Source organism: Kocuria sp. p3-SID1428 (assembly GCF_025149945.1).
Taxonomy (GTDB): domain Bacteria; phylum Actinomycetota; class Actinomycetes; order Actinomycetales; family Micrococcaceae; genus Kocuria.
Window position 1 is genome coordinate 26,210 of record NZ_JALXVH010000027.1, and the last position, 12,439, is coordinate 38,648.

Annotated in this window: 6 protein-coding genes; 3 read left to right on the plus strand and 3 right to left on the minus strand. The window is 71.7% G+C overall.

The window, feature by feature from the left end; genetic code table 11:
- Window positions 1–60 precede the first annotated feature (60 nt).
- Window positions 61–1,263, minus strand: coding sequence for a glycosyltransferase (locus M3E84_RS07500; RefSeq protein WP_259895590.1), 1,203 nt, complete (start codon window positions 1,261–1,263; stop codon window positions 61–63).
- On the minus strand, window positions 1,260–1,862 hold the full coding sequence (locus tag M3E84_RS07505) for a YveK family protein (RefSeq protein ID WP_259895591.1): 603 nt from the start codon (window positions 1,860–1,862) through the stop codon (window positions 1,260–1,262). The genes M3E84_RS07500 and M3E84_RS07505 overlap by 4 nt, the downstream gene beginning before the upstream one ends.
- A 437-nt stretch (window positions 1,863–2,299) precedes the next feature.
- Here M3E84_RS07505 and M3E84_RS07510 point away from each other — a divergent pair, with 437 nt between their 5' ends.
- A complete protein-coding gene (locus tag M3E84_RS07510) occupies window positions 2,300–3,349 on the plus strand; it encodes a glycosyltransferase family A protein (protein WP_259895592.1) in 1,050 nt (349 codons plus the stop codon).
- Window positions 3,350–3,435: 86 nt separating this feature from the next.
- Here the strand turns inward: M3E84_RS07510 and M3E84_RS07515 are convergent, their stop codons facing one another.
- Window positions 3,436–5,520: a WecB/TagA/CpsF family glycosyltransferase gene (locus tag M3E84_RS07515; RefSeq protein ID WP_259895593.1), complete on the minus strand. Its 2,085-nt coding sequence runs from the start codon at window positions 5,518–5,520 to the stop codon at window positions 3,436–3,438.
- Between the two features lie 621 nt (window positions 5,521–6,141).
- On the opposite strand from M3E84_RS07515, the gene M3E84_RS07520 reads away from it, so the two are divergent.
- Together M3E84_RS07520 and mfd are read left to right on the plus strand one after the other, a co-directional pair.
- Complete coding sequence (locus M3E84_RS07520; protein WP_259895594.1) at window positions 6,142–7,845, plus strand: hypothetical protein; 1,704 nt, start codon at window positions 6,142–6,144, stop codon at window positions 7,843–7,845.
- Window positions 7,846–8,036: 191 nt separating this feature from the next.
- On the plus strand, window positions 8,037–11,780 hold the full coding sequence (gene mfd / locus M3E84_RS07525; RefSeq protein ID WP_259895595.1) for a transcription-repair coupling factor: 3,744 nt from the start codon (window positions 8,037–8,039) through the stop codon (window positions 11,778–11,780).
- Window positions 11,781–12,439: the final 659 nt, after the last annotated feature.

Consider the following 12,439-nt stretch of genomic DNA (forward strand, 5'->3'; position numbering starts at 1 on the left):
GTCCAGGTCCTCATCCGGGCGGCGCCTCCGGCGACTGAGCCGCGGATCCTCGTCGGTGCCTCAGCCGCGCGCGGAAGCGCTCAGCACGGCGTCCACGGACGGATCCCAATCCGCATGGGACGTTCCGCCGGGACCGGAGCGCGGCCCGGCGGCCACGGCCCGGTCGTAGCCCTGGCGCAGGGCGGCGGCGAAGGCTGCGCGGTCGTGGATGTCCGCGAAGCGCGCAGGCCGGTGCTCGCCGTTCTGCTCGCGCAGCGAGTCCAGATCCGAGGCGACGATGGGCAGACCGGCCGCGATGGCCTTGGCGAGGATCCCGGACTGGGCGTCGAAGTGGGTGTAGGGGAGCACCACCACGGCAGCGCCCTCGAGGATCCGCTGGAACTCGCCGCGCTCCAGGAACCGATCCTCCAGCATGACGGTGCCGGCATGGCGGGCTCGCTCGCGCAGGGTCGAGGCGAGCTCGGGGCTCTCGGCGCGCCCGGCCACGAGCAGCGGCACCCCCGCCTGGCCGGCGGCGTCGATCGCGAGCTCGATGCCCTTGTTGGCTCGCAGCTCGCCCAGGACCAGGGCGTAGGGGCGGGCAGGGATCTCGAGCCGGGCGGGGGCGGTGTCGCCGTCGTCGTCCAGCGACACGGGCACGGACTCGGCGGTGGCCGCCTCATCGATCCGGGAGCTGGTGGGCAGAGCCACGGCCACCAGGTCGCCGCGGATCCGCCCCAGGTTCTCGTACGCGGTGACCTGCTGGTCCCTGCCGTGCACGACGACTCGATCGCAGCCGGTGGCGGCGCCGAGCTCGAGGCGGCGCAGCAGGCGCAGCCGGAGGGAGGACTCGGCGTCGTCGTGGTGCGGACGGACGTTGTGCAGGAACAGGACCGCGGTCTGCCCCGGCAGCGGCGTGAGCACGGACGGGAAGGGGTACTTGGACGAGTCCAGCGCCAGCACGGTGCCAGGGCCCGCCTGGGCGGCCAGGCGGCGGATCTGCAGGTGCTCGCGCACCAGGTCCACGACCTGCAGGCCACGGGTCAGCAGCCCCGTGCCGGTGCGCCGAGGCGGAATGGTCTCCACGATGCTCAGTCCGTCGACCTGCGGGCGGCCCAGATAGGCGTCGGCCCCCCTGCGGGAGACCAGGACCACGCGCTCGGTGCGGGGGTCCGCGGCAAGTCCCATGGCGAGATCGGCGGCGTGCTCGATCTGCCCGCCGTACTCGGTCGGGCACACCACGATGACGCGCACCCCGCGCGAGGACCGGTCGCGGCGGCTCATGCGTCCCGCCTGCGGGTCTGCGAACCTGCTCGTGCCAGGACGATCAGCAGCCCGATCACCACGCCCACGACCGCTCCCACGAGCACGTTCATGGACGACGACGGGGCGGCCGGGCCGGAGGGCACCTGCGCCTCGTCGACGATGTTCAGCTGCACCGGGGACTCGGCCGGGTCGGCAGAGCCCTCCAGGATGGCGGCCTGCTCGACCAGGGACTCGGAGACGCCCTGGGCGATGGCAGCGGCCTGCTCGGGATCGCCGTCGGAGGCGCTGACGCTCAGGGTGGCGGTGTTCGGTGCGTTGGTGACGGTGACGGCATTCGAGACGTCCTCGCCCAGCTGCTCGGAGACGGGATCGATCACCTCGGAGGAGGAGCCGATCGCTGCGTAGGAGGCGGCCCGGGACTGTGCGAACTGCTCGCCCATCTGCAGATCCTGGACGGTGGCCGACTCGGAGACGTTGACGAAGATCGTGGTCTGGGCCTCGTACGACTTCGGCATGATCATGCTCGAGCCGAGGCCCAGGCAGATGCCGATCACGGCGGCCACCACGACGATCCACCACAGACGGGCCAGAGCCTTCAGATAGCGTGCAAGAGTCACGGCGGTTCTCCCCTCGAAGCGACTCCGGGGTCCCCACCCCGGATGATGCACAGTCCTGCGCCGCGCGACGAGCCCCGTCGGCGCGTCCCGGCCGGACTCTGGGCTGCGGAGGCTGCCGGTCGGGGGAGCCGCATCTGCGGCCCCGGCGCATCGGAGCCCGACGATACCGCGTGGTGCACTCGGCGGCGGCGACACAGAGGAGGCAGCGCTCTGCTTCCCCGGCACAGTTGTGTGGACGCAGGCCGCGCTGACGTCGGCGTCGATTCGAGATGGCGGCCTGGCTCCGTATGCGCATGTGGGGACAGCGGCTGGGATTCTCATGCACTGCAACATCCGGGACCTTCCGAATCCGGCGCTGCAGTGCCAGGCTCAGGGGCGGTCCTGCCCCGGATGACGAGGGCCCAGGGCGCGCACCGAATCGAGGGGGAGCACAGCACGTGAGCACGACAGAGGACAGCGGCAGGCACCTGACGGCCGTGCCGGACCAGACGCAGGACGCCGCGCTGGTGAGCGTGATCATCGCTGCCTATGGAGCCGAGCGCTTCCTCGGGGAGGCGCTGAGCTCGCTGATGCGCCAGACCTGGCCGAACCTCGAGATCATCGTGATCGACGACGGCTCCCGGGACCGCACCGCGCAGCTGGCCCGCGTCTACGCCGAGATGGAGGTGCCGGGGCGCCGCGTCGTCGTGGAGTCCCAGGCCAACTCCGGAGTGGCCGCCGCCCGAAACCGCGGGATCGGGATGGCCAGCGGCGAGATCATCACGTTCCTCGATGCCGACGACGCCTTCCTGCCCGGTGCGATCTCCCGTCTGATGGCAGAGCGCGAGCGCCTCGGCGGAGGCCGTGTCCTCGTGGGACCGCAGGGAGCAGATGTCACCGGAGGAGCGCTGGACACCCGCCGTCCCATGCAGCGCGAGCCCATGCCGGCACCGGGGCAGCAGAGGCAGGTCATCCTGCAGTACAACATCGGGTGCCTGGCCTCGCTGTTCCCCCGCGAGTTCTTCGCCGAGGTGGGGATGTTCGACGAGTCCCAGGGCCACGCCGAGGACTGGGAGCTATGGCTGCGGGCGGTGTACTCGGGGTGGCGCTTCCACCGCCTCGAGGAGGTCCTGTGGCTCGTGTGGTGGTCACCGGGGTCGCTGACCTCCGAGGTCGAGCACATGGGCCGCGGCGAGGACCGGGCCCTGCAGCTGCTGCTCCAGCAGTTCCGCGAGGAGATGACCCCGGCCGAGGTGGACTTCGTGGAGCACCGGCTGGAGTCGGGGTCCCCGCAGCGCCTGATCCGGCAGTCCAACGAGGCCCTGCGGGCAGGACGGCTCGAGGAGGCCAAGCAGAAGCTGCTGCTGTCCGCCGAGCTCATGCCCGCGCAGAAGCGCGTGGCCGTCAAGGCCCGCATCGCCCGCCTGCCCGGCGGTATGCAGCTCCTGCGTCGGCGCCAGGACCAGACCGACTCGATGGTCGACTACGACCCGGCGATGGGGCGTTGAGCGCGTCACGAAGCTCGGGCGGCAGCGGACGGCCGCCCGAGCACGCGGCGGGCCCCTCGCCTATGTCGGGCAGGACGACGGCGCCGTCAGCGGCGCAGGCGTCGCCGCTCGCTGAGCACGGAGCGGGCGATGACGCCCAGGAAGCGCGGGCCGCGCCCCAGGTAGCGCGAGGCCATGCGCCGAGGCTCCTGCACCAGACGCCAGGTCCACTCGCCGCCGATCAGCTGCAGGGCCCGAGGGGCGCGACTGCGGGTGCCTGCGGCGAAGTCCACGGCGGCTCCTGCTCCCACGTACACCGCCGGAGGCAGTTGCCGGCGCCAGTGCTCGAACCAGGCCTCCTGTTTGGGCGAGCCCAGGCACAGGAAGACCAGTGCGGGATCCAGCTGTGCCAGTCGGTCGATGACCTCTTGCGAGAGCGGGTCGTTGACGCCTCGCATATACGGGAAGGGAACGTGGTGCAGGTCGGCTCCCGGGTGCTCTCGGCGCAGCCGCTCGACCGCCGCGGCGGCGACATCGTCGGCGCCCCCGGTGATCACGATGCGCCATCCCCGGGCTGCGCTCACAGCCGCCGTGTGGGGCATCAGATCCGCTCCGGTATGGCGCTCGGCCTGGGTCAGGCCCAGCAGCCGGGCCAGTCCCACGAGCGGCATGCCGTCCACCAGGCGCATGGAGGCCGTGCGGTAGGCGGCCAGCAGCGCCGATGACGTGCGCAGCGTCAGGACATGATCCACGTTGGCGGTGACCACCAGTTCGGGGCGGTCGGTGTGCGCCAGGCGGTCCAGCTCGTCGTCGACCTGGCCGTCGGTGCCGACCATGAACTCCATGCCATCCAGCACAAGGCGATCTCCCAGCACCTGGAAGCTCGGGCGGAACGACGGTTCGAGCGGCTCCGGGCGCTGCATGAGCCGCTCGACGACGGCTGGGGCCGACAGCGGGGCGACGGCCGTGCGCAGACGGTCGCGGTCCAGCTCGACGCAGTCGCGGATCCGCGCGGCGAACTCACGGGGATCGCGCGGTGACGTGAACCCCGTGCGCCCGTCTTGCACGAGCCCTGCGGGGTCGGCCCCCTCCGTGGAGATCACGGGCAGCCCGGCCGCCAGTGATTCGACGATCACCGTGGGGAAGCCCTCGTACCCTGCGTAGGTGGTCATGAGGAACGCGCCCGACGAGGCCTGGACCCGCGCGACCTCCTGCGGCTCGACCCGCCCGTGGATCGTGATCCGCCCGGCGACCTCCGGCGGCAGGCCCTGGACCTGTCGTGCCAGGGCCTCGCTCTCCGTCCCGGGCCCGTAGAAGTGCAGGGACCACGGCGTCTGCGGATCCTCGCGGATCAGCTCGGCGAACGCCTCGACCGCGAAGTCCGGTGCCTTGAGCTTCTCGATGCGTCCGATCCACACGAGTCGGTGAGGGTCGCACTCGGGCGCCTCACGGCGGGCCTGCTCGACCAGCTCGGGGTCCCACCAGGTGGTCGCCGCGCGGGCGCGCGGGTTGACCCGTCGCACTGCCTCCAGCCGCGCCGGGCTGAAGACCCGGACGTCCACGGCCCTGCGGATCACGACATCCTCGAGCCGGGGGTGGATCTGCCCGGCGAATCGCCAGAAGGAGTCGGAGGACTTCCCGGTGGAGCCGGATACCTGGGTGTGGATCACGTAGGCCAGCGGGATCCGCAGCAGCGTCGACAGCGTCAGGGCCGTGTCCATCCGGTGGCACTGCACGCGCCGTGCCGGGGGCAGCGCCTTCCGATGGCGCAGCACCCCGGCCACGAGCCGGATCGTATGGGGCATTCGTCGCGCCTGATCCGCCGGGTCCAAGCTCACGACGGGCAGGAAGCGGATCGTGCGCCCGCCGAAGTCGTGGGTCTCCCACCGTCCGATGCGCTCAGGGTCCCCGCCCGCAGTGGTGTCCACGCCCACGACCGCCACCGAGATCGCGGGGTCGAGGTGGCGCAGGATGCCGCGGATCACGGTGTCGATGCCGCCGGGGGAGGTCCGGGCCGCATCGAACTGGTGGATGATCAGCCAGTCCACCTCGTCGCAGGGACGCCTCTGGGATCGGCGTGCCCCGGGGCTGCCCTGGACCGGTGTGTGTGCGCTGCGCTGCTGGTCGAGGGTCGCCGACGCGGCGTCCTCGCGGGCGTCGGCCCTTTCAGCGGTGCTCGATGCAGATGTCATGGTCGTTGCGGACCCTTCCGATGAGGGGCCGTGCCGAGTCGGCGCGAGGACGCGCAGCGCACCGTCGCGTCGGGTCCCGGCCGTCGCCAGCATCCCCATGCCCGCGGCGGATCAGCCCGATGAGATTCCCCCTTGCGGGACCGATCCGGCTATGGGGCGACGGACGGTCCTCAGCGCAATGTATCAACCGCGCGGTTCCGTCGCGGAGCTGACATGGGAAAAGACGGAGCTGTCTCCTGCTGTCCGGCGCGAGGGCGCTTGAGTGAGTCCCCTCTGTGACGCTGCCGCCGGGACTAAGGCTGCTCGACCCAGATACGCTGGAGGCCAGCCATGCCGTGAAGGGTCGGCCTTGGGGGGCGCGTGGGGACGCGGTCCCGAGCGGCGGGGGCATCAGCACCGACGGCGCAGCCGCGGCATGCAGGTCCGCGCATCGGAGGCGCGCAGCCACGGGGAGAGGGAGAAACAGCCATGGTCGAGGCGATTCGAGGGCCCGGCTGCGGGTCGAGAGGGCGCCGCCCAGCGGGATCCCCGCAGTGCTCGGGTGAACGCCGAGCTGAGCTCCCCTCTCCGAAGGCCCGTGAGAACTCCGGGCCGGATCCGGTTCTGGGCACGGCCCGATGGGTGCCCTCGAGCACGGACGGCGAGGCGCTTGCGGTCCACGTCCACCGTCCATCGGACGGTGCGGTGCGCCGGGCCCTCGTCCTCGCGCCGCCCATCGGGCGGGAGCAGGTGATCTCCTACCGCACCCTGCGCGTGCTGGCCATCCGGGCGGCCTCGCAGGCCGGGGCGGTGGTGCTGCGCCCGACGTGGAGCGGTATCGGCGAATCGACGGGGCCGCTGCCGTCCGAGCCCGCGAGTGCTTGGCGCGCGGATCTGCTGCGGCTGATCGCCGCCGCGCGGGAAGCGGCGCCGGGAGCAGAGGTCACGGTCGTGGGCCTGCGTCTGGGCGCTGCGGTGGCCGCGAGCGTCGTGGACGTGCCCGGCGGTGCGGAGCGCACCGTCGCCTGGGAGCCGGTGTCCGGGCGGCGCTTCGTGCGCGAGCACCGTGCACTGCGCCGGATGTCGCTGGAGACGGCGGAGTCCCCGGAGCGGATCGAGCTGCCCGGTCTTGTCCTGAGTCCGGAGCAGGCGGATTCCCTGAAGTCGCTGAGGCTTCCGGCCGACGATGTGCTGCAGCGCCGAGGCGACGTGCGCGTCGTGCGCGCCGGCGAGCACCAGCGAGCGCAGGCCGAGGGCATGTACGCGGTCGCCTCTCGGGATGCCAGAGTGCCGCTGGGGCTCGTGGACGAGGTCATCGCCGCCGCGATGCCGGCACAGGGCATGCGTGATGTCGTCGCACCGGACGACGACGCGGGGGCGCCGGAGCGGCGATGGCCGAGGCACTGGGACTCGCCCGCACGCAGCGGCCTCGTCGGCGTGCGCAGCGAGTTCGTCGCTGTGGGCGAGCACCTCCTGCCCGGCGTCCTGGCTCGGCCGGTGCCTGGTGCTCGGTCGTCGCGGCCGGAGGACGTGCCGGCGGACGAGCGGCCGGGGCATGCGGCGGGGCTGCTGCTGATCGCCGCCGATGCCGAGCCGATGGACGGCCCCACCGGGCTGTGGGCCCGCATGGCGCGCGATCTGGCAGGGCAGGGCATGACGGTGCTGCGCGCCGAACGCCGTGGAATCGGCGAGGCGGGGGACCCCTCCTGCCTCCGCGAGCCGATGCCGTACACCGAGGAGGCGGTGGAGGATGTGAACCGGTCGGCAGCCTGGCTGCGCCGTCGGGTCGACGGCCCCGTGGCCGCCTCCGGGCTGTGCTCCGGAGCATGGATGGCGCTGAGGTGCGCGGCGGAGCTGGACCTGGTGATCCTCATCAACAACATCGCCTGGAGTCCTGAGGGCGGCTATTACTGGCGCTACTACCGTGATGGAGCCATGCAGCGGCTTCTGGGAGGGCGCGAACGGCTCAGCCAAGACCCCGAGGGGCGGCGGGCCCGACTCAAGGAGCGGCTCAAGGTCATGCGCGCCGCGGTGCTCAGGCGGGCGCCGCTGTGGCTGCTCGAGGCGGCAGCCCGAACAGGACAGGTCCAGTCGGTGAGCCAGATGTTCCGAGACTCCTCCACTATGCCTCCCGTGGATCTGCACCTGGGCGACGGCGATCGGGAGACCTTCGACATGGCGGGCGGTCTGCGGCAGGTCAGCGCTCTGAGGCGCCGAGGCTTCTGCCTGCGAGTCATGTTCCTCGGAGAAGCCGATCATGCCCTGCTGGCCGATACGAGCCGACAGCGCGCGGCTGCGGCGCTGCGTCGCAGTCTGGGCCTTCCGGAACCCGAGACCGGAGGCTGACCCGGTTGCTGCCGCGCGACGCATGGGCGTCGGCGGCTCGGAGTAGCCTGGTCGTCCAGCCCCGTCGATGTGCCGCCCCTTCGGCGTCCACGTCGCGCGCCGCTGGCAGCGGGCAAGGCTCCTCACCCGAGGGCCCGCCCGCTGCGAGCGCAGGGCGCTTCGCCATGCCGTCTTCAGGAGTCTCGCAGCACATGTCCCTCACCGGCCTCGCCGACATCCTCGCCCAGGAGCCCTCGCTGGCCACGGCCCGCGCCCAGGCGGGCGTGCGCCCTGCGGAGCGCTCCGCCGAGACCGTGATCAGCGTGGCCGATGGCATGCGCCCGGTGCTGATCAGCCAGCTGCTGGCGGGTCTGCGCAGCGCCCCGGCCTCCGACGCTCAGCAGCCGGTGCTGCTCGTGGTCACCGCCACGGGCCGGGAGGCCGAGGAGCTCGAGCAGCAGCTGCCGGCCTGGGCCCCGCAGGCTCAGGTCGCCTCGCTTCCGGCGTGGGAGACGCTGCCGCACGAGCGGCTCTCGCCGCGCTCGGACACCGTGGGCCAGCGCCTGGACGTCATGCGCCACCTCGCTCACCCGGAGCAGGGGGCGCTGGATGTCGTCGTGGCTCCGGTGCGCGCGGTGCTGCAGCCGGTCGTGGAGGGCATGGGGGACCTGCAGCCGGTGATCCTCGAGCGCGGGGCCGAGCAGTCCTTCGACGACACCGTCCGGGCCCTCGCCGATGCCGCCTACTCCCGCACGGACATGGTCTCCCGCCGCGGCGAGTTCGCCGTGCGCGGCGGGATCATCGATGTCTTCCCGCCCACCGCCGATCATCCGGTGCGCGTCGAGTTCTTCGGCGATGAGATCGAGGAGCTGCGCTGGTTCTCGGTGGCGGATCAGCGCACCCTGCGCAGCGGCGAGCACCCGCAGCGCATCGTGGCCCCTCCGTGCCGCGAGCTGCTGATCACCCCTGCGGTGCAGTCGCGCGCCGCTCGGCTCAAGGATCGCCTGCCCGGTGCGGAAGCCATCCTGGAGCGGATCGCCGGCGGCATCTACTCGGAGGGCATGGAGTCGCTGGCCCCGCTGCTGGCCGATCGCATGGTGCCCGTGCTCTCGCTGCTGCCGGCAGGCTCCATCGTGGTGGTGCAGGAGCCGGAGAAGGTCCGCGCCCGCGCCGAGGACCTGGTGGCCACGAACGAGGAGTTCCTGGCCGCCGCGTGGGAGTCCGCCGCCGACACCGATCAGGCCCCGCTGGACGTGGCCCAGGCTCAGTCCCTGGAGGACGACGGCCGCACCCTGGCCTCCGGGTCGTTCCACACGCTGGCCCAGTCCCGGGACACCGCCCTGGACGCCGGGCTGGGGTGGTGGTCCACGACCGCACTGACCGTGGGCGCGCAGCTCTCCGAGGTCGATGCCGACACCGATGAGGCCCTGGTGCGACTCATGGACACCGACGCCGACACCCTGACGGTCGCCGGGCGAACCCCCCGTCGCTTCGGCGGCGACGTGGAGGCCCTGCTCGAGCACCTGGGCGCTCTCGTGCGCGAGGGCTGGCAGGTCGTGGCCGTGACCGAGGGCCCCGGGCCGCTGCAGCGTCTGTCCGAGCTGATGGGCAGCGCGGACATCCCCGCCGCTCGCCACGAGTCCCTCGAGGCCGCGCCCACCGCCGGCGTCGTCGAGCTGACCACGGCCAGCGTGTCCACCGGCTTCGTGCTCGACGACCAGCGCGTGGCCCTGCTCAGCGAGGCCGACGTCCTGGGGCGCTCGTCGTCGTACGCGGCCAAGACCAAGACGGCGCTGCCGCAGCGGCGCCGGCGCAACGCAGTGGATCCGCTGGCGCTGCAGCCCGGCGACTACGTGGTCCACGAGCAGCACGGCGTGGGTCAGTTCATCGAGCTGATCGCCCGACCGATCGCCGGTGCGGTGACCAAGCCCGGGCAGCCCAAGCCGCAGCGCGAGTACCTGGTGCTCGAGTACGCCCCGTCCAAGCGCAATGGGCCCAAGGACCGGCTGTTCGTGCCCACGGACCAGCTGGACCAGATCTCGACCTATCAGGGCGGGGAGGCTCCGGTGCTGTCCAAGATGGGCGGCTCGGACTGGAATGCCAAGAAGCGCGCGGCCAAGCGGGCGGTCAAGGACATCGCCGCCGAGCTGATCCGCCTCTACTCGGCGCGCATGGCCACCAGGGGCCACGCCTTCGGCCCGGACACCCCGTGGCAGCGCGAGCTCGAGGAGGCCTTCCCCTACATCGAGACCCCGGATCAGCTCACCACGATCGACGAGGTCAAGGCCGACATGGAGAAGGAGGTCCCCATGGACCGCCTGATCTCCGGCGACGTCGGCTACGGCAAGACCGAGGTCGCGGTGCGCGCCGCGTTCAAGGCCATCCAGGACGGCAAGCAGGTCGCGGTGCTCGTGCCCACCACGCTGCTGGGTCAGCAGCACGTGGAGACGTTCTCCCAGCGCTACTCGGGCTTCCCCGTGCGCGTGGCGGGACTGTCCCGCTTCCAGACCGCCAAGGAGTCCAAGGAGGTCCTGGCAGGGCTGCGCGACGGCTCCGTGGACCTGGTGGTGGGCACCCACCGCCTGCTGAGCAAGGAGGTCCAGTTCAAGGACCTCGGGCTGATCATCGTGGACGAGGAGCAGCGCTTCGGTGTGGAGCACAAGGAGAAGCTCAAGGCCATGCGCACGGACGTCGATGTGCTGTCCATGTCCGCGACCCCCATCCCGCGCACGCTCGAGATGTCGCTGACCGGCATCCGCGAGACCTCCACGCTGGCCACGCCGCCGGAGGAGCGCCACCCCGTGCTGACGTACGTGGGCGCCTACACGGACCGGCAGGTCACCGCCGCGATCCGCCGCGAGCTCATGCGCGAGGGCCAGGTCTTCTTCGTGCACAACCGGGTCTCGTCGATCACCCGCCGCGCCTCGGAGATCGCCCAGCTGGTCCCGGAGGCCCGCGTGGCGGTGGCGCACGGGCAGATGTCGGAGAACGAGCTCGAGCAGATCATCTTGGACTTCTACGAGAAGCGCTTCGACGTCCTGGTCTCCACCACGATCGTGGAGACCGGCCTGGACATCGCCAATGCGAACACCCTGATCGTCGACGGCGCGGACAAGTACGGGCTCTCGCAGCTGCACCAGCTGCGCGGGCGCGTGGGCCGCGGCCGCGAGCGGGCCTACGCCTACTTCCTCTACGACGTCGAGAAGCCGCTGACCGAGACGGCCCTCGAGCGGCTCAAGGCCGCGGCCGCGCACAACGAGCTCGGCGCCGGCCTGCAGCTGGCCCAGAAGGACCTCGAGATCCGCGGGGCCGGCAACCTGCTGGGCGGCGAGCAGTCCGGGCACATCCAGGGGGTGGGCTTCGACATGTACCTGCGCCTGGTCGGCGAGGCCGTCTCCGAGTTCCGCGGCGACGAGGACACCGCGCCCACGGAGATGAAGATCGAGCTGCCGGTCAACGCGCACCTGCCGCACGACTACGTCCCGGGGGAGCGCCTGCGCCTGGATGCCTACCGCACCCTGGCCCAGGCCTCCGACGAGGACGGCATCCGCGAGGTCGAGGCCGAGCTGCAGGACCGCTTCGGCGAGCTTCCGGAGCCGGCTCGGCTGCTGCTCGAGGTCGCCCGCCTGCGTGTGATGGCCCGCTCGGTGGGCCTGTCGGACATCGCTGTGCAGGGGCCGAGCATCCGCTTCGCCCCTGCCGATCTGCCCGAGTCCAAGAAGATGCGCCTGCAGCGCATGCACCCCGGATCCAAGATCGTGCCGGTTCCGGGGGCCGACGCCTCCGGTGCCCGTCAGGTCCTGATCCCCAAGCCCAAGACGGCGCGCGTCGGAGGCAAGGACCTCACCGACGCCGCCGTGATCGACTGGGCTCGCCAGGTGCTTGTGTCGATCTTCGAGGCGCAGGAGCCGCAGGCATCGTCGAGCGCGGCGCAGGCGCAGAGCGGTTCGCAGTGATCCCGACGTCGTCGCACGTCAGGGCGCAGATGTCCCCTACTGTGCGGAAGTTCATCTACTTCGGCTAATTAGGGGGACATGTCCGTGTTTCTGCTCGGATCGCTACCTGATCGAGGACATGTCCACCTATTCTGATGAAGGTTGAGCCGGTGCGGGTTCACCATCTGCCGCTGTCCTGTGCGGAAGGTGCTTGTGACCTTGGGGGCACCAGCACCTCCCGCTGAAGCGGCAGACCCGCAGCTGCGGCACCTGCTCCTCGGGCAGCTCGCTGCGGCTGACGACCCGCGCGCGTCGCGCAGGCCCTTCGGCCCGTGACGCAGGAGAAGCCCCGCACCCTGGTCGGTGCGGGGCTTCTGTCGTCCCGCCCGCCCTCCCCAGCCGGCACCTCCAGCCATCCCGTTCGAGGCTGCGGGAGACAGGAGCACGCCGAGGGGACGCAGCGGACGGCCTTCCAGGCCCGAATCGCGGCGGATGGGTCGCCTCGGCGACGATCCTCGACCACGTACTCATTCCTGCCCTTACCCTGCGTGTCCGCCGGTGAGAGATCGCTTGCGCAGACCTTCGCGCCGCGAAGGCCTGCACAGGCGACTCCTCATGGCGGCTCGGGGGCGGCAGCGGGCCTGCAACGCTGCCGAGGCCACATTCCTGGGTACGACGAC

What these genes read in the sequence shown, in the direction of transcription:
- mfd (WP_259895595.1), top strand. Translation starts at nt 8,037, where the DNA reads ATGTCCCTCACCGGCCTCGCCGACATCCTCGCCCAGGAGCCCTCGCTG.
- M3E84_RS07500 (WP_259895590.1), bottom strand. Translation starts at nt 1,263, where the DNA reads ATGAGCCGCCGCGACCGGTCCTCGCGCGGGGTGCGCGTCATCGTGGTG.
- M3E84_RS07515 (WP_259895593.1), bottom strand. Translation starts at nt 5,520, where the DNA reads ATGACATCTGCATCGAGCACCGCTGAAAGGGCCGACGCCCGCGAGGAC.